The sequence below is a fragment of the Paenibacillus sp. Paensp38 genome, assembly GCF_059491915.1.
In genome coordinates this window covers 2,798,276-2,821,960 of the sequence record NZ_CP168516.1, presented here as the reverse complement: position 1 = coordinate 2,821,960, position 23,685 = coordinate 2,798,276, and the positions used below count along the sequence as shown (strand labels likewise).

21 protein-coding genes are annotated in these 23,685 nt (G+C 46.6%); 14 read left to right on the top strand and 7 right to left on the bottom strand.

Annotated elements, in window-relative coordinates; genetic code table 11:
• Window positions 1–6 precede the first annotated feature (6 nt).
• On the bottom strand, window positions 7–2,094 hold the full coding sequence (locus tag ACEN8J_RS12085) for an ABC transporter ATP-binding protein (protein ID WP_495594530.1): 2,088 nt from the start codon (window positions 2,092–2,094) through the stop codon (window positions 7–9).
• Window positions 2,094–3,851, bottom strand: coding sequence for an ABC transporter ATP-binding protein (locus tag ACEN8J_RS12080; protein WP_495594529.1), 1,758 nt, complete (start codon window positions 3,849–3,851; stop codon window positions 2,094–2,096). Before ACEN8J_RS12080 ends, ACEN8J_RS12085 begins: the two co-directional genes overlap by 1 nt.
• Window positions 3,852–4,433: 582 nt before the next feature.
• On the opposite strand from ACEN8J_RS12080, the gene ACEN8J_RS12075 reads away from it, so the two are divergent.
• Complete coding sequence (locus ACEN8J_RS12075; protein WP_039273555.1) at window positions 4,434–4,736, top strand: HesB/YadR/YfhF family protein; 303 nt, start codon at window positions 4,434–4,436, stop codon at window positions 4,734–4,736.
• A 133-nt stretch (window positions 4,737–4,869) separates the two neighbouring features.
• Here the strand turns inward: ACEN8J_RS12075 and ACEN8J_RS12070 are convergent, their stop codons facing one another.
• The 3 genes from ACEN8J_RS12070 to ACEN8J_RS12060 all read right to left on the bottom strand — a co-directional run bounded on the left by ACEN8J_RS12070 (window position 4,870) and on the right by ACEN8J_RS12060 (window position 6,935).
• Window positions 4,870–5,382 (bottom strand): hypothetical protein, encoded by a 513-nt coding sequence (locus tag ACEN8J_RS12070; RefSeq protein ID WP_039273552.1) that lies wholly within the window; start codon window positions 5,380–5,382, stop codon window positions 4,870–4,872.
• 115 nt (window positions 5,383–5,497) lie between these two features.
• On the bottom strand, window positions 5,498–5,941 hold the full coding sequence (locus ACEN8J_RS12065) for a DUF441 domain-containing protein (RefSeq protein WP_029517055.1): 444 nt from the start codon (window positions 5,939–5,941) through the stop codon (window positions 5,498–5,500).
• Window positions 5,942–5,963: 22 nt separating this feature from the next.
• Complete coding sequence (locus tag ACEN8J_RS12060) at window positions 5,964–6,935, bottom strand: YpdA family putative bacillithiol disulfide reductase (RefSeq protein ID WP_480282403.1); 972 nt, start codon at window positions 6,933–6,935, stop codon at window positions 5,964–5,966.
• A 295-nt stretch (window positions 6,936–7,230) separates the two neighbouring features.
• On the opposite strand from ACEN8J_RS12060, the gene ACEN8J_RS12055 reads away from it, so the two are divergent.
• The 3 genes from ACEN8J_RS12055 (at window position 7,231) to ACEN8J_RS12045 (ending at window position 9,823) form a co-directional block, all read left to right on the top strand.
• Window positions 7,231–7,827 carry a DUF2087 domain-containing protein gene (locus ACEN8J_RS12055; RefSeq protein ID WP_495594528.1) on the top strand — a complete coding sequence of 199 codons (597 nt, stop codon included), beginning with the start codon at window positions 7,231–7,233 and terminating at the stop codon, window positions 7,825–7,827.
• Window positions 7,828–8,304: 477 nt separating this feature from the next.
• Window positions 8,305–9,402, top strand: coding sequence for a ribosome small subunit-dependent GTPase A (gene rsgA / locus ACEN8J_RS12050; protein WP_029517058.1), 1,098 nt, complete (start codon window positions 8,305–8,307; stop codon window positions 9,400–9,402).
• An 82-nt stretch (window positions 9,403–9,484) separates the two neighbouring features.
• The gene (locus ACEN8J_RS12045) at window positions 9,485–9,823 is read left to right on the top strand and encodes a L,D-transpeptidase (RefSeq protein WP_029517059.1); all 339 of its coding nucleotides are present in this window, start codon (window positions 9,485–9,487) and stop codon (window positions 9,821–9,823) included.
• A gap of 118 nt (window positions 9,824–9,941) precedes the next feature.
• Here the strand turns inward: ACEN8J_RS12045 and ACEN8J_RS12040 are convergent, their stop codons facing one another.
• Window positions 9,942–10,961, bottom strand: coding sequence for a flagellar motor protein MotB (locus ACEN8J_RS12040; RefSeq protein WP_209018285.1), 1,020 nt, complete (start codon window positions 10,959–10,961; stop codon window positions 9,942–9,944).
• Between the two features lie 216 nt (window positions 10,962–11,177).
• On the opposite strand from ACEN8J_RS12040, the gene ACEN8J_RS12035 reads away from it, so the two are divergent.
• Complete coding sequence (locus ACEN8J_RS12035) at window positions 11,178–11,327, top strand: hypothetical protein (protein WP_023988262.1); 150 nt, start codon at window positions 11,178–11,180, stop codon at window positions 11,325–11,327.
• Window positions 11,328–11,456: 129 nt separating this feature from the next.
• On the opposite strand, the gene ACEN8J_RS12030 is transcribed toward ACEN8J_RS12035, so the two are convergent.
• Entirely contained in the window at window positions 11,457–11,696 is a 240-nt protein-coding gene (locus tag ACEN8J_RS12030) for a hypothetical protein (protein WP_013370782.1), read from the bottom strand.
• Window positions 11,697–12,085: 389 nt separating this feature from the next.
• Here ACEN8J_RS12030 and ACEN8J_RS12025 point away from each other — a divergent pair, with 389 nt between their 5' ends.
• The 9 genes from ACEN8J_RS12025 to ACEN8J_RS11985 all read left to right on the top strand — a co-directional run bounded on the left by ACEN8J_RS12025 (window position 12,086) and on the right by ACEN8J_RS11985 (window position 23,401).
• Window positions 12,086–12,406: a hypothetical protein gene (locus ACEN8J_RS12025; RefSeq protein ID WP_029517061.1), complete on the top strand. Its 321-nt coding sequence runs from the start codon at window positions 12,086–12,088 to the stop codon at window positions 12,404–12,406.
• A gap of 67 nt (window positions 12,407–12,473) precedes the next feature.
• Window positions 12,474–16,469: a type VII secretion protein EssC gene (gene essC, locus ACEN8J_RS12020; protein ID WP_495594527.1), complete on the top strand. Its 3,996-nt coding sequence runs from the start codon at window positions 12,474–12,476 to the stop codon at window positions 16,467–16,469.
• A 16-nt stretch (window positions 16,470–16,485) separates the two neighbouring features.
• Window positions 16,486–17,328, top strand: coding sequence for a hypothetical protein (locus ACEN8J_RS12015; protein ID WP_029517063.1), 843 nt, complete (start codon window positions 16,486–16,488; stop codon window positions 17,326–17,328).
• Between the two features lie 5 nt (window positions 17,329–17,333).
• Window positions 17,334–17,870: a WXG100 family type VII secretion target gene (locus ACEN8J_RS12010; RefSeq protein ID WP_029517064.1), complete on the top strand. Its 537-nt coding sequence runs from the start codon at window positions 17,334–17,336 to the stop codon at window positions 17,868–17,870.
• A gap of 247 nt (window positions 17,871–18,117) precedes the next feature.
• The gene (locus tag ACEN8J_RS12005; protein ID WP_013309990.1) at window positions 18,118–18,393 is read left to right on the top strand and encodes a WXG100 family type VII secretion target; all 276 of its coding nucleotides are present in this window, start codon (window positions 18,118–18,120) and stop codon (window positions 18,391–18,393) included.
• Between the two features lie 201 nt (window positions 18,394–18,594).
• Window positions 18,595–20,640 (top strand): serine/threonine-protein kinase, encoded by a 2,046-nt coding sequence (locus ACEN8J_RS12000; RefSeq protein WP_341039262.1) that lies wholly within the window; start codon window positions 18,595–18,597, stop codon window positions 20,638–20,640.
• 84 nt (window positions 20,641–20,724) lie between these two features.
• Entirely contained in the window at window positions 20,725–21,477 is a 753-nt protein-coding gene (locus ACEN8J_RS11995) for a vWA domain-containing protein (protein WP_013309992.1), read from the top strand.
• A 12-nt stretch (window positions 21,478–21,489) separates the two neighbouring features.
• Window positions 21,490–22,326, top strand: coding sequence for a hypothetical protein (locus ACEN8J_RS11990; RefSeq protein ID WP_340932003.1), 837 nt, complete (start codon window positions 21,490–21,492; stop codon window positions 22,324–22,326).
• A gap of 265 nt (window positions 22,327–22,591) precedes the next feature.
• Window positions 22,592–23,401: an SDR family oxidoreductase gene (locus ACEN8J_RS11985; protein ID WP_023988269.1), complete on the top strand. Its 810-nt coding sequence runs from the start codon at window positions 22,592–22,594 to the stop codon at window positions 23,399–23,401.
• The last annotated feature ends 284 nt before the right edge of the window (window positions 23,402–23,685 follow it).

The following is a 23,685-nucleotide window of genomic DNA, read 5'->3' as shown; positions in this document are numbered from 1 at the left end:
CTAGCTTTAAATGCTGACTTTGCCAGTAAGTAAATCATTTTGCGCAGGAGGCGTAGCAGAGATTGAATCGGATTCTGTTGCAACTGTTCCCGACTGGAGCTGATACATTTGGAAGTAACGCCCGCCTTGGGCCATAAGCTCGTCATGGCTACCCCGTTCAACAATTTCACCCCGATGCAGCACCAAAATTTGGTCCGCACTGCGAATGGTGGACAAACGGTGAGCAATGATAAAGGTCGTACGTCCCTTCTTAAGTACCTCAAGAGCGGATTGGATGAGCGCTTCTGTTTCGGTGTCAATATTGGCAGTAGCTTCATCCAGAATTAAAATTGCCGGATCAAAGGCTAATGCACGAGCGAAGGAAATAAGCTGGCGTTGTCCGGCTGATAAGGTGCTACCTTTCTCAATAACGGGCTCATCGAATCCTTGCGGCAAATGGGCCAGCAATTTGTCAGCTCCAACATCATGCAGCGCTTTATTCACCTGTTCTCTCGTGATTCGGCTGTCTCCGAGACTGACATTGGAGGCTACCGTACCTGTGAACAAATATGGATCTTGAAGAACAATACCCATATGATGGCGAAGCCATTGCTTAGGGATGTCTTTGACAGACGTTCCGTCAATGGTGATCGTTCCTTTTTGCGGATCATAGAACCGGAATAGCAGGTTGATAATCGAACTTTTGCCTGATCCGGTATGTCCGACAAGGGCAACCGTTTGCCCGGGCTGTGCTGTAAAGGAGATATGCTTAAGTACATCATCCTTTTTGTAGGCAAAGGAAACGTCGTTAAACTCTACCTGGCCTTTGTAGCGCGGCATCATGCCGTCGGTCACCGGCTCTCCAGTTTCGTCCATCAACTCAAATACGCGTCCTGAGGATACGATAGAAGTATCCAGTACGGCGAGTTGGTTGACCATACCCGTCATAGGTTGGAACAGTCGACCCAGCACATCGACGAAGGCATACAATACGCCTAGTGAAACAGCACTACCTGTCGTTCCGAGCGCCTCAGATCCGAAATACCACAACACGACGGCAAAGGCGAGATTTCTCAACACGTTGACTAAATTGTGCGAAGTGAAGGCGTTCAAATTCAGCATTTTATTCTGATGCTTCATATAGTCATCATTCAGTTCTTCAAACTCTTGCTGCGTTTGCTTCTGGTGGCGGAACACGCGAATAATGGACATCCCTTGAATCGATTCATTGATAATCGCATTAATTTCACTAAGTCTGGACCGAATAATCGTATTATAGCGGGTGGCGACCTTGCGATACAATACAATCCACAAGATCATTAACGGTACAATAAACAGAGAGATAAGGCCCAGTCTGAAGTCCAGTAAAAAGAGTGCAACATATACTCCTGCCATCGTCACAATCCCTGAAGTGAAATTTGAGAGCACAGCCACAAACAAATCTTTGACTGCCTCAGTGTCATTCGTAACACGGGATACGACTTTGCCTGCAGGCAAGTTATCAAAAAAGTAAACTGGCAACCGCTGGATGTGCGCGTAGAGATCAAGCCGAAGCTTTTGAATGACCTTGTTCGCCGAGGATTGCAGCCAGTATGTTTTGCCGAATTCAGCAAAAATGGAAATAACCAGGAAGAAGCAATACCAACCAATCAGCTGAAAGATACCGGGCATTTCCGGTTTGTAAAAGCTATACAGTTCATCAGCTGTCAGAGCCTTGGCTTCATAGCGAAAGGTGTCGGAGCCGCGTGTCACAGTCAGCGTTCCGTTCGTAAAGGAGCGATTACCGTCAGCCACTTGAACCGAGCCATCCACAAATACGAAAGATTTTCCAACTTGTAAAATTCTCGCTTCGCGACCTTTAGTCTCCCCGGACTCAAAGCGATCTTCACGCTTAAAGTGGGTTCCCGCATAGCTTACAGTGCCGTCGTCCACACGAGTTGTTTCATAAAATGGTTTTTCAATAGCGAGCATATGGTCGTCGATCATCGTTTTGGCGATGAAGGGACCAGCCAGCTCGGCGGCTACTCCGATAGCCAAAGCGATGAGAGCGGCGATAAAGCCTGCTTTGCTCGTCAGTGCGTACTGGAATAGCCTTTTGCCGATATTGGGTTTCATTAGGATACCTCCCCTGAGGTCAGATCAGATTCCACTTGTTGCCGTTCATACTGTTGTCGGTACCATCCGTCAGTCTGAAGCAGCTCGTTGTGGGTTCCTTCCTCAATAATGCGTCCTTGCTCCAACACGACGATCCGGTCTGCATGTTCTACAGCGGAGAGGCGGTGGGTGGAGATCAGAGTCGTTTTACCTGAGCGCTTGCGTCGGATATTGTCAATAATTCTAGCTTCCGTCCGGGCATCTACTGCAGACAGTGCATCGTCGAGCAATAGAATATCCGGGTCACCGATAAAGGCGCGTGCCAGCGAAACGCGCTGCTTCTGGCCGCCAGACAGGGCGATACCTTTTTCTCCGACCAGTGTATCCAGCCCGTCAGACAGGGTACCTAAATCCTGATCGAAGGCAGCAGTACGGATTGCTTCCATAATGTCGTCATCATCTGCATGAGGTTTCCCGAATTGAATGTTCTCGCGCACTGATTTGGAAAACAAAATTTGCTCTTGCGGCACGTAGCCGATCCAGCTGTGTAGTTGTTCTACTGCAATGTCCTCCAAACGTATGCCGGAGATTAAAATATCACCGCTACCCGTCGGATATTCATGCAGTAACTGTTTGAGCAGAGTGGATTTTCCGCTGCCAGTTCTACCGACGACGCCTAGCGTTTCTCCGCGTTTGAGATCCAGACTCACATGTGACAGATTGTCAATAGTGGAGGTAGGGTAACGGAAGGTAACGTCTTTCATCCTGATGGATTCGAGGCGGTCCACTGGAACAGGTTGAGCGGCATCCTGAACGTCTGGCTGGACATCGAGAGTTTCATTGACCCGGTCCAGTGAAGCGCTACCGCGCTGCATAATGTTAATCAGCTCTCCAATGGCAAACATCGGCCAAATCATCATTCCTAGATACATATTAAAGGAGACCAATTCGCCTAGCGTGATATCGTTATGAAATACCAGATAAATACCATACCCGAGTCCAATGACGTAGCTAAGTCCTACACATAAACGGATTGTTGGTTCAAAGAGGGCATCCATCCGGGCGACAGCCAGATTTTTACGAAATACATCGTCAGTAATATCAGCGAAACGCTTTTCGTCCATTCGCTCTTGCACATAGGCGCGAATGACCCGGATACCAGCCACGGATTCCAACACCTGATCGTTCATATCACCAAATGCATCTTGTGCCAGTGTGTAACGCTCATGAACGGCTTTACCGTAAATGCTCATAGCCAGTGCAATAAAAGGTAGGGGCAGGATAGCTGCCAGTGTCAGCTTCCAACTGATTAGGGTGCCCATGGCAACTAATACCACGCTCAGATAGACCGTAGAGTCTGTCAGTGTCAGCATGCCGAAGCCCGCTGTACTTGCTACGGAGCGAAGGTCGTTCGTAGCACGAGCCATCAGATCGCCAGTGCGATTACGTTCAAAAAATGGAGGGGTCATCCGCAGCAGATGATTCATAAAGCGTGTGCGCAGTAAGCGCTCCACCAGATTGGCACCACCAAACAGCTTGTGCATCCATATGTACGTAATGTAGTAAATGACGGCTAGAATGCCTATGATGTACAAAATATAATGCCAAAGTGAGGACCAGGAAATCGAACCGCGCACAATTTCATCAATGGCACTACCTAGCAGCCGAGGTGGAGCAAGCTCCAGTACTCCAACAGCTATCAGCAAAAACAGTCCAATGGAGTATCGGCTTCGTTCTCTTTTAAAAAACCAGCTTAAATTTTTAAGTACTGAAAACAAGAGGAATCCCATCCTTTCATGACAAGTTCATTCGAGAGTTGTGTACCATTTTGAAGAAACAACAGGGCTTGCTGCCACAAGTATGATCCGACAACAGGCGCAAAAAAGGCATACCGTCCGCAGACGATATGCCTTAAATCTCAATATCATATGGCGCGCAGGTATTTTCAGCACACTCACCACTGAAAAACTGCTCAAACGCAGGCAGCCACTCGTATTAAACCATACAACATGAATGGCCCAATTCTGAAGGATGCGACAGGGGAGATGCTCCGGTATGAAGTTGTTGTGTTTGTAGATGTGGGTAAAATGCAATAGGAAATTTTAGCACCGGTAACACTCCTTTCTTCCTCAAAATGGATTCATTCTAACATGAGTAATCGTTCAAATTGGTAATAAATTTCAAAATGGTTCTCGTATGGTTGAATCTTAACACCCTTTTTTGCGAATTGTCAAACCTTTTTCAAAAAAATGTATATGGCTTTCCAAGAAGCTGGCTGGGTTAGGACGGTTGGTGGTCATTCTAAAAAATGCTATGATATAGTTAGCAGACGTCATTGTATAAGGAGATGAGAATAGCGTATGAGCATACAGGTAACTGAACCTGCGGCACAGTGGTACATTAAGGAGCTTGGTTTGAAACGTGGAGATTCGATCCGTTTTTTTGTTCGCTATAGCTCTGGCGGTGGGTTGCATCCAGGCTTTTCTCTGGGAATTGCCGTAGAGCCTCCGCAGCACCCCGTATTACAGCATGAAGCGGCTGGCATTACGTTTTATATGGAGGACCAGGATTACTGGTATCTCAAGGGCCATCATCTGGAAGTTAAGTATTTGGAGGAACATGATGACATTATTTATACCTATGTTGAGGATGGACAAGCTTAGTACTCCACTGTCAATCATAGCGTGCAAATAATTGTTCTTGGACATGAAAAGCGGCGGAGTATCGTGTTACAGGAGATGAACCTGTACATGATGCTCCGCCGCTTTTTTGTGGTTAAGGCGGGTATGTCGTATGTTAAGGGTTGTTAAGTATCGGGCCATCGAGTGCAAAATCAAAATCATCAATGTCGTACACATGTACAGGTACGGAAGCTTCGATAATGCGGTGGATCCAGTCCAATTGATCCGTCAGAATGGGTAATGATTCACGCTGAGCTGTTAACACCAGTTCAGTCTCAATTGGATCAAAATATTCTCCGTAATGTGCTGTATCAACAGCATTAATGATAATGAGTGATGTATTGGCATCGAATAGAATAGGCAAGCTCTTGGCCCAAGGCATCTGAAGCGCACGCCGAATTTTTTTCTGATTCAACGGTTCCTCAAAATAACTGATCAACTCGCTTACCTTCCGCTTCACATGTTGATCGTCCATAGGATTATCCATGAGCGGCTCTGTGCTATCCTGGAATTCGTATAGCTCTAGCAGTGATGTGTAAGGCACCATATATTCCACAGGGGCGGGAGATGTAAGAAGTTGGCCATATATAGCCACCATTACAGCTTCCGTTACAAATTGTCGAGACATCGGTCAAGCCTCCTGCATTTACCAAATTATGCGATATGAGTATACCACAAAGCGGGACTGAATTCAGCCCGACATGCAGATTGCTATCATTTATTCCTATATTTGTTGTACGAATTTAGCTGCGGCCAATTAACAAGGAAAGCAATCCGGCAGCAATTAGAGGTCCAACAGGAACTCCTTTAAAGAAGGCAACGCCAATGACGGTCCCAATCAGTAGACCTGTCACAATAATGGGCTGTCCAGACATCAAAGTTACTCCGCGGCCGCCAAGGTAGGCTACCAGAATTCCGATACCAATCGCGAGCAGTGATTTCCAGTGCAGGAAGGACTCCATCACCTGATTGATGCTGATTTTACCGCTGGCTAGCGGGGTCATGACCCCGATCGTCAAAATAATAATTCCGATCGTCAGGCCATACTTTTCAAGCCAGGGGAAAGCAGTGTGAAAGCTGGTTACCCGCAGTAGCAGTAATACAACCATGGCAATAGTCACGGTAGAGTTGCCACTAACAATCCCAAGACCAGCCAATACCAGTAAGATAAGTGAGCTGTAATCCATACAGATGTTCTCCTTCGTATATTTAGCTTTGGATATGCTCCGCGATTTGACGCCCATGCCAGCGGCCTGTTTCAATAAACACTTCATTGGCATTGCTGCCTGAAGCGATGACCCCAGCGACATATATACCTGGGATGTTCGTTTCCATCGTGGCAGGATTAAATTCTGGTTTGTCCAGATCCTCAGCCATGTGGACGCCGACAGACTCCAGCAGTTTTCGCTCCGGGTGAAATCCAGTCAGTGCCAGTACAAAATCATTTTCGAGTCGGAATGCTTCAGTGTCCAGCGGAGTGACTACGACATGGTCTGGATGAATTTCGGTAATGCGTGCGCCTAAGTGCAGCGTGATCTTCCCTTTTTGTACCATGCTGTCAAACAGTGGACGAACCCACGGCTTGATGTATTGGGACAACTCGCTTCGACGATATACCATATCAATCGTAGCTCCGACCCGCACCAATTCCATCGCAGCATCTACCGCAGAGTTACTGCCACCGATAACTGCGACTCGGGTTCCTGTATAGGGATGGGCTTCGCTGAAATAGTGAGTGACTTTATCCAATTGTTCCCCGGGAATGCCCAAATAGTTCGGATGATCAAAATATCCTGTAGCCACAACGACATAGCGTGACGAATACGTTTTGGTTATTTCTCCTTTGCTCAGGGTATGTACAGTAAATGTACCGTCATCCTGGCGATGAATAGACTGGGCCTCCTCATAATGCTGAATGTTCAAGTTATAATGTGTAGCTACTTTACGATAGTACGCCAGTGCTTCATGACGAAAAGGTTTGTCATTAGGGGTGCTGAACGGTACATCACCGATTTCCAGTAGTTCGGCGGTGCTAAAAAACTGCATGTTCGTCGGATACAGAAAAATGGAGTGAACGATGTTGCTTTTTTCAATAATGACAGTTTGCAAACCTCTGCGGCTGCATTCGATTGCAGCGGATAGTCCGCAGGGTCCGCCACCGATAATGATTACGTCGTGCATTTGGATGAACCTCCAGTTGTATTGGTTTATTACGCCAGTTTTGTAGGGTTAACAATATTTTGACGATTAAAAACAGCTCTCAGGATTGAAGCAAATAGCTCAGTATGTGAGAAGTTTTCAAATAATAATCCTACCGCAATGCGAACACAATATCCAGCCGTTTTCAGAAAGAGATGACGGACGGTGAAGATTGACAGCCACTTTTAGCAAACATATAATTAGATATATATCTAATTTATGTGATTGAATTCGTTTGCATAGCAAGTATGTACTAGTGAAAAGAGGTGCAATAACGATGCAACTGGATAAAATGGTCAATTATCATAAAGCACTTGCTGATCCAACGCGAATGCGGATATTACTTCTTTTGTCTCGTGGGGAGATGCATGGCCAAGCTTTGGCGAAAAAGCTGAATTTGTCCCAACCGACTGTTACGCATCATGCTTCCAAACTTCGTGAGACTGGGTTGATTAAGGAACGACGTGATAAAAACACGGTGTATTTTACACTGAATCCAGAATTGATCCGGCAGCATGCCGAGGCGACGGCGCGATTTATTTTCGAAAAAGGAGAGGGGGAGGAAGAGATGTCAGAGTTGAATGAAACGCTAGAGGCATCGGTCTTACGCAATTTTTTTTCCAAGGACGGCAAGTTGCGCCAAATCCCTGCGCAGTATAAGAAAAAATTGATCGTACTTCAGATGCTAGCAGAAAAGCTGGAGCCAGGCCGCATGTATCCTGAACGTGAATTAAACGAGTGGATCAAGCAATACCATGAGGATTTTGCAACGATTCGGCGTGAGCTGATTATGCATCAGTTTATGTACAGGGAACGGGAAATGTACGAATTGAACCCGCGTGAGATGTGGACGCGCTGGGATCAGGTACGCTAAACGAAACTTGACCAAGATTTCAAAAAAGTTTCGTAGCCGCCTTGACAGACAATTGATGGACTTGTATGATAAAGGAAATTTTAGGAGGAGGCGATGTTATATGCGTACGAACATGAATGGATGGGTTCAGCAGCAGAATGACTTGTCTCCCGCACGGACAATGCACGGTTAAAGACTGTATAGATCTATGGTCTTGGCTTAGCAGTTGGTTGGACAGTAGAACCAACGAAATCCGCAGGGAGTGATTCCCTGCGGATTTTTTATGGTTAGGCGTCTTGTTATCCAGTTGTTGGTTCTGGGGAGTGGTCTGTGAGACTGCTTGCTTAAGTGAACGAACGGATCGCATCGACCTGAATCGTATACCCTCCGCAGGGAAACCCCTGCGGATTTTTCGCGTTGTTCGCATGCGGGGAGAAAATGTACACCTATCAAATAACATTACGATCAAAAATGAACAATGAATTCAGGAGGAAAACAATGAGTATACATGAATACGGTTGGTCTGATTACTGGAACGTTTTTTGGGACCAATGGAAGCAAGGCTTTGAGGAACGCACAGGAAATACACAGGTACGTCCTGCTCGCTTGATTGCCGATTATGGACAAAAGGTGAAGCTTATCACAATGGATGGAGAACGCTGGGGAGTGTCTTCAGGTAAGCTACGACATGCTGTTGTCGATCCGGCGGAAATGCCTGCTGTAGGGGACTGGCTAGCAATCACTACGCCAGATGAAGTGTCGGATGCAGTAATTCATGCCGTCTTGCCGCGGAAAAGTCGAATATCTAGACAGGCAGCGGGCTTTGAGACGAGGGAGCAGCTGATCGCTACCAATGTGGATACGCTGTTCCTTGTTAATGCGCTGAATCATGATTTTAATATGCGCAGACTGGAACGGTATTTAATTATGGCTTGGAACAGCGGGGTAAACCCGGTTGTCGTTTTGAGTAAGAGTGACCTTTGTGAAGATGTCGAACAACGGGTTGCTGAAGCGGAGGGAGTTGCCCCTGGTGTACCTGTTATCGTTATTTCTGCTTTGCAGAATGAAGGCAGAGAGCAACTGGAGACGTTTCTTCAGCCTGGCTCTACAGTTGCTTTGACAGGCTCTTCCGGTAGTGGCAAATCCACGATAGTAAACTGGCTCTCCGAGTCTGAGGTTCAACTGACACAGGATGTGAGGGAGGAAGACAGTCGGGGCAGGCACACAACCACTCACCGACAGCTTTTTCCTATCGCAAAGCAAGCCGTTTTGCTGGATACACCTGGTATGCGCGAGCTTAATCTATGGGATGATTCCATGGGTGTCGCTCATACCTTCACGGATATTATGGAAACGGCGCAGCAGTGCCGTTTTGCAGATTGCAAGCATAAGGGCGAAGCTGGATGTGCAGTGGAGGAAGCTATAGAGAGAGGGGAATTGTCGGAATCCAGAGTGAACAATTATCGCAAAATGCAGCGGGAACTGGAATATCAGGCGCGTAAGGAAGCAGACCGGCGCAGGAAAGATAGTCGTTCAAGCACAACCCCGGGGCGTAGGGATCAGCGAAGTGGCTGGCGACGTGATGTGGAGTGGTGAGCCGAACTGCAGTGAAGTATCAAATGTAAAAATATACGAAAATCTATGTTGTAGTCGGCATATGGTATAAAGGGGTGAATATATGCCGAACTACAGCATTGTGGTGGATTTATCGGATCGTCGTTTATATTTGAAGGATGGAGATCAGATTGTTCTTAATTATCCAGTCGGTATTGGCAAGCTGGCTACACAGACACCGCATGGGCAATTTACGATTATTAACAAACAACCTAATCCGGGCGGACCTTTCGGAGCGTTCTGGATGGGGCTGTCCAAGCCGCATTATGGCATTCACGGCACCAATGAGCCATGGTCCATTGGCAAGATGGTGTCACATGGCTGCATTCGAATGCAGAATAAGGATGTGCTTGAGCTTCAGGAGAGGGTAAGTATAGGCACGCCAGTCACGATACAGCCGTAGCGGCTAGACGACATGAGACTCTGTATCTACTCATACGTGGAAACCGCGTCATAGACTGTATCTGTGAAGCGTATTTCATGGCGAACGGCCGTAACTTTAAGTTAGATGCTGCGTTTAGTTACGATTTGGGTTGGATAGGGATACGGGCTTCAATCTGTTTGGAGCCCTCTTTTTCGTCTGCAGATTTGACTAACGGTCCCGAAAGACGTTCTCCTTGTGTACCATACGCCTGTTTGGCGTTGGTCCACATATCTTCGTTTGGTTCGAAACTTATGACTATGATGTAGCGGTTGGCAAGGCTCGGCTTTTTGACCCTCATGCTGAAGGAGCCGTCAGGCATAACTTTGGTTTGATCATCGTAGCCAAACTGCCATCGTCCCGGAAAATCAATCTTGAGTTTGACGTCCGACCCTTCCAGCAAATTGCTGCGCGCATATACATGATAATAGTTACCCTCTTGCTTCACATCAGGCTTAATCCACACTTGAGGGCTGCCGTAGTCCTTAGGTTTGTTCCAGACGGGCTTAACTAAAGGGGTATTGCGTTCTTGTTCAGGATCAAATTCAGCCCCAATCCGAACTTCATACAGAAGCTGTTTGTTTTCTTCGTATTGATATACATAAGGACCTTCCAATTTGTTGCCACCGCTGCCATACAGATTTCGTATTTCATTGTCTTGGTCATCTGGACGGAACAGAACAGTCAGATCCATACTGCCCTGTATTCCGGGGCGTTGTACCTGGAGTACAAAACTTCCGTCCTTTTGAACGGTTGTCTCATCCGTGTACCCAGTTAACAGGGAGTTTTTGACCGCAAGATTCCCTTTGATCCGTGCTCCGGCCGGGAGGTTGGAATGTCCTGTAACCTTCACGGTATTTTTATCAATGCTGACGCCACCTGATATTTCGACATAGCTGCTGCCTTGCTGATGGACAGGTGTATGATTGGCAGCTCGTTCATCAAGGGATGATGCACCTTGGTTGGGATTACCCGTTACGGTGTAGGCACGTGCTTCAGCTTCATGTTGGGCTATACTCCGGGTTGAAGCTTTTTCCCTGCTGCATGCAGCCAGCATCGTTAGAATTAAGAATGCGAATAAAAGGTTGCAGACTATTTTGGTAATCATGTGTTTACTCATGGTTTTTGTTCGCTCCTTGTCCATAGCTTCCAGGCTTAACGTGATAAAATTATCGAAACTTTATGTATTTACCCTTATTAAAGGGTATGTAATCCCGCCTGCTTTATCCTATAAGGAACGTACCTGTTTAAACAACAGGCAGAATGGTTAAAAATGGATAGCCTGATCATCCCCTTGAAAAGCAGGGGCAGCTTGCTGTAAAGGAGCCTGAGTCATATGTCCATTGACCGTTTTATCTTAAAAAAGCTGGACAACTGCCGGGAAGAGCATACACGCGCTAATTTACTAGAACTGTTTAGAATACGGATTGAGAAGGCGCAGAATAAGGAACGAGGCGGTAAAAAAGGTTATCGCAGAATACTTTAAATAAAGTCTGATCAATCCATAAGCTGCGGTAAGTCACATGTATCATGTTTTAAAGCTGCTGATATGGAGAGGGTGCTGAAATGTCCCTCTCTTTTTTGTGTGTCTAAAGTGGACAAAAAAAAGTCCCTCTTAATAGAGGGACAATGCCAATGAATCATTTTCACTAACACTATGCAGGATGGCTTCACAACCGACAATCTCTATACTGATCAAAGAGTTAAGGCATTTTTGAAGGGCACGCTTGCCGCTGGAGATTTTATTCTCCAAAGTGTTACTTAGAAGTTTTAATGTTTTTTGTACTGGTTGCTTATTTTCTTGATTGAAGTATACGGGAATACGTTTGTTTTGAAATGTAATTAATGTTCTCACAAAAATCACCTCGCCTGAGTTATTTCATGGCTTAATTGTAGTGCCCGTTTCTTAAAATTACCTTAAAAACACCTTATAAAAACATAAAGGTCTGAAAAATTTACAAAGTGTTCACAACAATCTAGGTAACAATCGAATTTAGTTCTAACTAATCGACAAAATGACGTATATACCCATATTAGAACCGATCCAATACATATTATTGATACCAATGACTCTACTAATATGAGAAACTATGACCAAAGTCACTATTTTATTTTTGGAGTGGGTATTTTGTAACAAATTGACAGTCTAATAGTCGGATGCTACAGTTACGATAGCCATATTTCCGTGGAAATAGGCTTTTTGCGTGAACTTTGCTATATATTAAGGATCGGGAGGGATGACAGATGATCCTGACCGTGCTTTCAGGACGACAGGAAACAGAGTGGTTTGACATCGAGGTAGCTGATGAATACTCGGTGGAACATTTAAAGCTGATGCTGGGTGTGCGCATTTTCGGCGAGCCTCCGGCGGAAGGCATGCAATATATTATGGAAGCAAAGTTCCCGGAAGGGCTCTGGTTCAGGGTGGGAGATAACCAGCTACTTACAGGATCCGGCTTGCGGGAAGGCTGTACTGTGCGTATTCAGCGCGCTTTTTCGACAACTCAGGACGAAGCGCCTGTGTATGGAAGGCGTTCTCTGTTTCAAAATGAAAAAAATGGGTAAATACACACATGAAATTATATGAAACCTTGGTAAAATGAAATAGTAAGCGAAAAGGGGGACTTTTGTCTTGAATGCATTATACCAGCGATCCCCGAGATTAAGGCCGGCGCTCCGAGAGGAGAAGCTGGAGATTTTACGGCCTCCGGCTGAGCCGAGCAAGCCGTCTTTTTCTATTATATCTATACTTATTCCGTTAATGATGACGTTGGTGACTATAGGCTTTTACGTATATATGAGCAAAACAGGCAAGATGGGCAACAGTAACTATTTGATGTTCCAAATGGTCACTGTGGTCATGATGCTTACATCTTATACGATTCCTTTTTTTGTCTATCTAAATAATAAGAAGGAATACAAGCGCAAGCTAGAGGAACGGGACCGCATGTACCGGGAACAGCTCCAAAAGCATCGTGAAGAACTTGAAATGAAACGCGAGGAGCAAATTCGCACACTATATGAAATTCACGGTGACCCGCAAATATGCACTCAAATTGTCAAAAACCGCAACAGTTCACTTTGGGAACGATCACCGGAGGATGAGGACTTTTTGCAGGTGCGTATTGGAACTGGACAAGTTCCCTTTCATATAAAATTGCAAATTCCACGCCCAGACGGTTATGACCGAGATCCTTTGTTGGGAGCTGCGGATGAACTGGAAGAAGAATTTCGTCTGGTAGACGCTGCTTCCATTGCATTACCGCTGTTTCAATCCAAAGTGGTTGGATTGGTCGGCGATCGGGAACATACCCTTGCTGCGTTAAGAGTCATTTTGGCACAAGTGACGGTTCGTCACTCGCCAGATGAAGTGAAAATTGCTTCCTTCTATGACGAGCGAGAGGAAAGTGAATGGACCTGGATGCGCTGGCTTCCACATGTGTGGGATGATGACCGAATCCAGAGAATGATGTCAGACCGCAGTAGTAGTGCACATCAATTAGCAGATTTTCTGTTTGCCAGACTGAACCGCCGTAAAAATAATCGTAATGAGCGTCAAGGCAAAGGGATGGAAGTCCCTTGTTATGTCGTTGTTTTATCTGACACCCAGCTGATTGAGGAAGAACCGTTACTGCCGTTGTTATTGGAAGACGGCCGAACCATTGATGCGTGTACGATTGTGCTGGCTTCTCGTAAAGAGGCTTTGCCGATGCAGTGTCAGCTGATTGTGGAGGCTTCCAAAGAGCAGGGCGTATATGCCCGTAAATCAGAGTCGGCGGAGGTTGAACAGCAAAGTTTTAAACCGGATCGTTTGTCAAAAGAGGAAGCCGATGCATTAGCGCGGTACATGGCTCCTATTCGCTTGAAGCGTTCCTCTGCTTCTGATATTCCCGCTGTGCTGCCTCTGTTTGATATGATGAGCGTAGCAAGTGTGGAAGAACTAGATGTGGCAGATCGGTGGCGACGTAACCGCCATCCTGATACCTTACCTGTGCCAATGGGCGTGCGAGCAGGCGGCAAGAAGATTATGATTAACCTGCATGATAAGATAGAGCGTCAAGGGCATGGTCCCCATGGCTTGATCGCCGGTACAACGGGTTCAGGAAAGAGTGAGGTTATCCAGTCCATTGTAGCCTCGCTTGCTGCCGAGTTTCATCCGCATGATCTTGCTTTTATGCTGATCGATTACAAGGGTGGAGGCATGTCCAACACGTTCGTTAACTTGCCGCATGTTGTGGGTACGATCACGAACTTGGACAATAATTTGATTGAACGTGCCAAAATATCTCTTAAAGCAGAACTGGTTCGTCGGCAGAAGATATTGAACGATGCAGGCAATTTACAGCATATTGATGAATATTACAGACTACTCCGGCAGCGGCAGGAACAACCGCTGCCTCATCTGGTTATTATTATTGATGAATTTGCACAATTAAAGCGGGATCAGCCAGAGTTTATGGACGAGCTAATCAGTATTGCTGCGATTGGGCGGACACTAGGTGTCCATTTGATTTTGGCGACGCAAAAGCCCGCAGGTGTCGTGGATGACAAGATTTGGAGTAACTCCAGATTCCGCATCTGCTTACGGGTGCAAAGCGAAGGCGATAGCCGTGACATGTTGAAAATACCGAATGCCGCGTGGATTACGAAGCCGGGACGAGGATATTTCCAAGTGGGTAGTGACGAAGTATTTGAAGAGATGCAGTTTGCTTGGAGCGGTGCGCCGTATATAGGCAACAGCGATATTTCTTCTGCACTACCTGTACATGAAGTGAGACTGAACGGAAAACGTGAAGCGCTACTGACGGGCGGCGAACGGGCAAGCTCGGGCTTAAAAGGAGAAGAAGCCCCTAAACAGCTTCAAGTATTTATTGATTATATTGCGAATGAGGCTGCTAAGGCAGGGATCGAACGGCTTCAGGGACCGTGGCTTCCGCCGCTGCCTGAATTGCTGGATTTAACAAATTTGCCGGCATGCACCGAAATAGATAGTACATCATCACCTTTGGAGCTGAAGGCTCTTATTGGTCTAGTGGATGATTTGCCGAATCAGCGACAGGAGCCAATTTATGCATCGCTAGATCATGGTCATTGGGCTGTGTATGGCATGCCCGGCATGGGGAAAACAACCTTTTTGCATACGTTGCTGATGTCCACGGCTCAGCGTTTTGCTGCGAATCATTGGAACGGTTATATCATTGACATGGGTCGAACGATGCGCGACTTTGGGGAACTTCCCCAAATCGGGGCTGTTATGATGGCTGAGGAGGATGACCGGATCAAGCGATTGTTCCGTTATCTGTTCAAGATGGTGGCCGTACGCAAGGAAATGCTTTCCGAGGCTGGAGTCAAAACAATAAGCTCTTATCGACGTTCTGCTGTCGAGGATATCCCGCAAATTATCGTAGTTATTGATGGATATCTTAATTTCCGTAATGCTTATCCAGATGAAAATGAACTGTTGGAATCTCTTTTGCGAGAAGGAGGTAGTCTAGGCATCACGTTTATCATTACAGCGAACCGGATTACCGATGTGTTTGAGAAATTCCGCAGTAACATACCGAATGCAGTTTCTTTTGAAATGTCCGACCCGAGTGACTATTACTATGCGGTAGGGCGACCAGCCAAAACGCCAGGACCGTTAATTCCAGGTCGCGCTCTGGTTAAAGGGCATGTTCCTCCGCTGGAGTTCCAGACGGCACTGCCTTCACCAGGAGAAGATGAGGCGGAGCGATCAGCACGGCTACGCCGCAATATTGCTGGCATTGTGCAGGAATGGAAAGGCAAGCACGCACCAGCTATCCTACCATTACCTGAGCGGATTCCACTATCGGAACTGCTTCAGCAGTGGGATAGGACAAGTGGACCATCGGGCGCACTACCTTACGAAGTACCTGTAGGCCTACAGAGTGACGATCTTGAGCCTTTTCTCCTGAATCTGAAAGAAGGGCCCAATTTTATTGTGGGTAGTCCAATGGAGGGTGGAAAAACCTCCTTTCTAATGAGCTGGATTATATCGCTGGCTTATTACACATCACCCGATCAATTGGAAGTCTATACGATTGATACACGCTATGGAGGCGGGGGACTATCTAGATTACGACATCTTCCTCATGTTAAGGCTGCTGCTGAAAGTGAGGAAGAAATGGGACCTCTGGTACAGCAAGTGTATGATATTGTTCAACAACGGAACAAGGAGGGGAATGATCCCGAATTGCTCCTGGTCATTGATGATGCGGATATGTTAAGCAAGCAACTGAATGATTTTATGATAAAGGATCAGCTCTCCGCCATTGTACGGTTGGGACGTGATCGCAATGTGCATGTCGTGCTCTCGGGTGTGCCATCTGATTTTCCTACCTTTGGTGTGGACTGGTTTAATGATGTCAAGGCAAGCCAAAGCGGTATGCTATTTGGAACACTAGATTCGAATGATCTATCGTTCTTTCGTATCCCTTATTCGGAGGCGAACGCCGCTACTGGTGGACTAAAAGTCCTGCCACCTGGGCAGGGGTACTACGTACGGCGCAAATTTACCAGGATAAAAGCGGCAATTCCCTTCTCAGAGCAAGTGAGCTGTGAGGATTGGATAACGAAAATTCGTGACCGATGGCATGTTGTAGTTTGAAGGGAGGTGGCTCATAATGTTAACGTTTCAAGCTTCCAAGCAGAAGTTAATAACCCTCAAGGCGAAGGAACTGTTTTTTCTGGCAGGCGTATTGGGTTCTGACCGACTGCTTGGGGTGGAAGATCCGTTTAAGGGCTATCTAGCAGAGGAGTTGGCGGAAGAGTGGGAGCAAGTAAAAGCTACTCTTTTGGAAAAGGGTTATCTAAAGCGGGTAGATAAGGGCAAAGAGCTAGCAATGCCTCCTACTGTTTTTTCAAGAGTCGCTATCGCGGGATTATCCAACAGGGCTTGCCGTATACGCTATGTGCGGGGAGGTAAGCAATTTGAAGGCTATCTCCATTGCACGAACGAGCGTGTAGTGGAACTCGTGAAATCCGCTGATGAACCCGATGAGTATCGATTGTACGATCTGGGTAATGTGGAAAAGGCTTGCGAGACATTGATTGATAAAATGGGTTGGGTAGATCGACTTGTGCCTGAATCCCCCGCACTAATGTTCTCCAAGCAGGCGTTTAATAAAATTTACGAGCAATCGGCAGGGGAAAGTGTGTCTTTGATCAGCAGTAAACTGACCGAGGCTAGCGGAGATGCAGAGGGGTCTGCAAGACTGGCTCAGTCTTTGAGTTCCCGTGTAGCTGAGGGAGAACTGCAATTGCTGGTTTGGAACGGCAGGGAGTGGGAATCACAACGGGCAGCCTTTGTCCTGTGTCCTGCAATGAACTGGATATTTCGGATGAGCTCTAGTGGTAACGGGGACTGGCTGATTGCAGCTATGGCTTCAAGAGATCAGTTTGTGGATTTATTATTAAATTGGTTGAAACAGTCGGCAGTGAATGAAGAAGTGACAGAAGAAGGGTGATGGATATGCGCATTCGAGTTGAACCGGATGTGCTTCGGGGGCTTAGCGGGCAGCTACAGCATGCGGCGGAGCAAATTCAACAGTTAACAGCAGGTTTGGAGCAGGCGTTACAATCGCTGGATTGGGATGTATCTGCACGCGAGGCGATCTTGAATCATTGGATGCAGGCCAAGCGGATGTCAGAACAGATCCATGCTTACCTCCATACATCAGGTACACAACTGAACCGAAAGGCAGAGCAGTTTCAGTCTGTTGACCACAACTATCAAACGATACTGTCATTTGCCAGCCAACCATTGGGACGACCCGTCACGATGCTCGATTGGTCGAATCAGCAATCACCGTCTATTCTGCCTGGGCAAGCTTCGGAAGGAAGCAGCCTGATTTCTAACCCGCAGTCTGTCGTACATGCCATTTCTGGTGTACAGTCTTCGGATGTAGAAACGTTGCATCAGGATATTCTGATGCAGGCGTCTTCTAGCAGTCCGCAGGATTGGTATTTTACTGATCCGTCTACAGTAAGAGATCAGCCTGTCGCTTAGTTGGGATCGCGTTCCGGGACAATCTGGATCGATTGCAAAATTACTTGAGCTCGTTCCACAATTCCCGGCTTTATGGGACTTATTAGGTGTTTTTTTGTTAATATTATACTGTTAGGTGCTGTTTTATAGTTAAAAAGTGGGATTGTTACAATTAGGTCCTTTGCCTTTTGTAGGGAATTAAATAGCCATAGTACAATTTGAACCAGATAAACAAAAACATTATTTATCATCAAGGAGGACTCAAAAAATGGCAGGACGCATTTTAATTACCCCAGAACAGGTTGATCAGGTGGCTAACCAATTTAAACAAAGTGGTGAGCAAAGCCAGCAGATCGTTTCCAGTTTGACACAGTCCATCTCAGGTATGGAAGGTCAATGGGAAGGTATGACTAAACAACGCTTCTTCCAAGAGTTTCAGGAAGCTAGCAAACAAATGCAAGCTTTCGTAACGACTTTGAACAGCATCAGTCAAGAATTGACAGCTATCGCTAACAAATTCCGCACGGTTGACCAAACGAAATAAGTTGTCTTGCCTGATAGGCATTAACTTATCATATACCACTCTATTAAGAAGCAATATGTGAGCCATTCCTCACGGTTTGGCACAGGATGTTCAGGAAAAACCGGGCGATCTTCGGATACCCGGTTTTCTTGCCATCCATAGATGTATATAATAAGGTGAGGAAAACTAGCATACTGAATGATGTAAGGAGAGGGATGTTTCATGTCTTTTCAACCGAATCCGGGAGACGAATTGATCATAAACGGCACAGCTTATGTGGTTGGACGACATCCCGCTGCACCCGGTTTAGCCTATGCTCAAGCAGGGCGTCAGGGAATTGTATACCAGCTAAATGCCAAAAACGGAGCGCCACATGAGGCAAAAGCCCTTAAGGTGTTTTTTCCGAAGTTCCGCATCCCGGCTATGGTTTATCAATCTGAGCATATGGAAGCATACGGGGATATTCCCGGTTTGCAGGTATGCAAGCGTGATGTGCTCACTCCAGAAAGAAACGGAAGTCTGATTGCCGAGCAGCCTGATTTGCTGTATGCGGTACTGATGCCATGGGTTCACGGTATGACATGGTTCGATTGTCTCACAGATCAGCGTCAGCTTGAGGCTTCCGATAGTCTGGCTTTAGCCAGAGCATTGGCAGGGATCGGTTCAGCTATGGAGCAAAAAGGATTGGCGCACTGTGATTTATCGGCGCCGAATGTGATGCTTCCGTTTTTTTCTGAAGTGGAACTGCCTGAAGGCACGTCAGCTGTGGAATTGGTGGACGTGGAACAAATGTATAGTACTAAAATGGATCGTCCAGACGCTCTATTGGCAGGTTCGCCAGGGTATGCCGCCCATCGTACCGTCCACAGCGGGTTGTGGAGTGCGTATGCAGACCGTTTTGCAGGGGCAATCATTATAGGAGAAATGTTAGGCTGGTCTGACCGTGTAGTAGTCGACAAAGCGTGGGGCGAAAGTTATTTTGATCAGCATGAAATGCAGACGCCTTGCGAACGTTATTTTATTTTACGAAAATCGCTGGAATCTCGTTGGGGCAGCAAGGTGGTAGAATTGTTCAGCCGTGCTTGGGATAGTCAGGATTTAAGCAGTTGCCCTACTTTTGGCGAATGGCTGGTTGTACTTAATGCGGTTACTGAGCAGGAAATTTCAGTTGAGGCTATAGAACCGGAACCTGCTGCGACAGAAACAATAGAATCGGCAGCGGTGGGTGGCCTTTCCAGTGAAGCTGCATCCTCTTTGTCAGCGCCTGCACCGCTCAAGACTGAACAGGCTGCACTGCTAAATCAGGCCGCCCTGGAGCAAGGAGAGCGTGGGGTAACGGACAAGCTGTTCCGACAGGCACGTGATTTGGAGCAGCAAAACAAACCTGCTGCAGCGCTGGAAGTATACCGGTCGTTGTATCATTTTGTAGAAGACGGCAGTCCTTTGCATGTGGAGGTGTCAGCTGCGATCACAGGACTAGAGGAGCAGTTGAATCCCATGACGCCAGAGCAACCTGAAAAAACAAAAGCCTGGTATCGCTCCAAAGCGTTTATCGTGACAACTGCGGCCGCAGTCGTTCTATTGGCAGCTGGAATCCCAGCCGTGAATATTCTTGCAGATCAGTCCAATCAGCGGCAAATCGAGGCAGCCAAGCAGGAAGAGGCAGCGAAGGCTGCAAAGGCGGCCGAGGAAAAGCTGGCAGCCGAGCAGAAAGCGGCTCAAAAATTGCTGACGGAGAAACAACGACAGGAAGCGGAACAGCAGACCAAACAACAGGCACTTGCTGCTCAAAAGCAACAGGAAGAGCAGAAGAAACAGCAAGCCCTTATCGCTCAACAGGTTAAATATGAAGCTTATCTCGCTCAAAAGGAACAAAATAAGCAGGCGGCTGCCAAGTTGGCGAAGCAAAAAGCGTATGATCAACAGGCAAAGTATGAAAAATACTTGGCTTTGAAAAAAGAGCAGGAAGCTCGTGCCGCCCAGGAAGAGGCAGCTCGTAAGGCAGCAGCCGAGGCGGAACAAAAGCAAAAAGAGTCCATGCATGCACGAAACAAGGAGAACGTTCTTCAGCTTATTTCCCTGTACAACAAGGCGTATGCCTCTCAGGAAGGTGGCAGCGCTGCGAAGGCAAAGAGCTTTGCGAAGCGTTTTAGAACACTATATGATAGTAATCCTTCTTATTATCGTTCGGTAGGTGAAGTAGGATATCGGGCCTCCTCTATTTATAATTTTTTAGGAGATACGAATTTTAGACTGCCTAAAATTTAATATTTCATATGTTTATATATAGGCGGAATGATAGATACGAAACAGATGGAGATAGAAGGTAACTGAGGGGAGCATGTACAAACCATGAATTATACAATACAGGCTTCACAACGCACTCCCGCCCTGATCATTTACCTGATTGACATCAGCGCGTCGATGAACATGCTGATGGAGGGGCGGCGGCGTATTGACGTTGTATATGAAGCTATATCGTTGGCGATCCGGCAGATGGTTTTTCGATCAACCAAAGGAAATCGGCTGACAGCGCGCTATCGGATTGCGATTTTGGCTTATAGTGACGATGTGTATGACCTGCTGAATGGTGTCAAGGGAATTGATGAAATCGCGGCCATTGGTTCGTTGCCCGATTTGACACCCAAACGGTTTTCAGATTCAGCAAAGGCCTTCTTGCAAGCTGAGCGTATTTTGCAAGCGGAATTACCAGGGATGCAGGACTGTCCTGCACCTTTGGTCTGTCATATGACAGATGGAGTTTCCACAGGTGATGATCCGGAACCGATTGCGAAGCGTATTATGAGCATGAGCGTACCGGACGGTAATGTACTGGTGGAAAATATATTTTTATCCGACAGGTTGCTGGAAACGCCTATTCAGGACCCCCGTCGCTGGAAAGGTCTAACACATAATACGCCGTTGCAGGATGAACATGCTGTGAAATTGCGTGATATGTCTTCTGTGCTGCCTGAAAGCTATCGGGAAATGCTATTTGAGGCAGATTATCAGTTAGGTGAAGGAGCCATTATGATGCTACCCGGAACCTGTGCGGAACTGGTGTCCATTGGGTTCCAAATGTCGGCCGCAACGCCTGTACGGTAAGGAGGTAAAAGCATGAATCCACCGCTGTCCCTGCTCCCCGTGAGCAAAAAAAAGGGAATGAATGCAAGGCTGACTCAGCAATTTGCTTACATAAGCTCTCAGACAGGCGATCAGCCTTTATCATCTCATCACAGTCGTTTTATGTGTCGTTATGGCTATGGAAGGTCTGCCGAATCTGCCAGTATGGGAGAAAGCGGACAGGATTTCGCCGCAGTACGTATTCATAAATCCGTCTGTTGTTTTGTCTTGTGTGATGGTGTCGGGCTCAGTTACCGAGGAGATTTTGCGGCCCGCTATCTGGGTTCTTCTTTACTGGATTGGATGGAACGGGGACAAGATCTGTCTGCTGATCAATTGAGAGTGTACCTTGAACGTTTGGCAGGTACAGCGGCAGAAGAACTGGATCGGCAGCCTTTGGATCACGAATCAGGCCTAATGCGTTCGGTATTGGAAGATAAACGTCGTCAGGGTAGCCAGTCCATGTATATTTGCGGTAAAATCGAACTGCCGAAGCGTGGCAGCCGTGGCCGTCTCCGACTTGCCTGGCAAGGGGATTCACGTTTGCGACTATGGAACGATGCCGAAGAAATCAGCGAGCTGTTCGATCATACCTTCTCTACAGCGGAGCGCTGGTCCACAAGTCGTGGGCCGATTGGAGGGAAGCCTCATTGGTATGAAAGAAGCATTCCCGCAGATATGCCGATGAGATTACAGGTATATACGGACGGTTTATCCGATTTGGACCCCATTCGCGAGCCTGTCCCTGATGAGCAGATACAGGTACTGCTGGATGCATCCCATACCGGGGGACTTGATGATGATGCTGCATTTATTGAGCTGCAGTGGTAAATGAATAAGCAAAAGGACGTTATACAACCATGGATATGGATGTATACGTCCTTTTTTTGATGAATACATAGAACATTACGATTCGTTAAGATATTTATAGAATGTAACGAGGAGGAGAAGGAAAGACGCGCTAATGCGCGTAATATTCGTACTTTTCTTAAATATCGCAAAGGAATAGCAAAAAATGCGCAAAAATGGTGATTATAAAGTATATCCTTTTGGGTAATCTTGTGATTATACAGATTACTGAAAGGGAGCGATACATATGAGCTACACATATGCAGGAGGCGCACGCTTTGAAGGAAAAACGGCTCTGATCACGGGGGCTGGTTCTGGCATTGGCAAGGCAACGGCCATTCAAATGGCTAGAGAAGGAGCGAATGTCGCTCTTTTTGACGTAAGTAATGAGCGTATTTTGGAGACAGAAAGAGAAATTAATGCTATACGTGAAGGGTCAGCGCGGGCATTTGACGTGGACATTGCCGATCCGGTGCGTGTGGAAAAAGCAGTTCTGGAAGCGGTTGAATTATTTGGCGGTCTGCATATCATTTTTGCTAATGCGGGGATTAACGGGGTCGTCGGACCGATCGAGGATCTGAGCATTGAGGATTGGCGGCAAACATTGTCCACGAATCTGGACGGTACCTTCCTGACGGTGAAGTATACAATTCCACATTTGAAAAAGAACGGTGGCGGCAGCATTATTATTACCAGTTCCATTAATGGAAATCAGCGCTTTACCAGCTTTGGGATGTCAGCCTACAGCACATCGAAGGCGGGTCAAACTGGTTTTGCTAAAATGGCTGCGCTGGAGCTGGCTAAGTTTCGTATTCGTGTCAATGTCATCTATCCGGGTGCCATTTCGACGAATATTGATGAAACCACGGAGAAGTCGGAAGGGTTAAAGCAAATTACCATCCCCGTCAAGTTTCCCGAAGGAGGACAACCGTTGGCTGATGGACCAGGTCAACCCGAGCAGGTAGCTGATTTGGTAACATTTTTGGCCTCAGATCATTCGCGTCATATTACTGGCGCACAAATTGTCATTGATGGGGCAGAGTCGTTATTGTTTTAGAAATAGAGCATTGTCTGGGACAGAGAAATGTTTTGTGGTATCCTGAGTGTATTGTCTTGGTTACGGTGCGAATGTGAAGCTCACATAAAAAACCTGGATCCTTCGCACCTCGAAATTTGTCGAAATGGATTCGAATTAATTTTTTTGATAGAAGTCGATAGTGGATTCAAGCTTGTTTGGCATCGTTTTTTTCGAAAATGCATGGAATTGATATCATTAGGGTATTAATTCCTTCATTTTCGCTGTCGTCGCACTCTATATGAGTGCGTGGATTGCGAATTTGT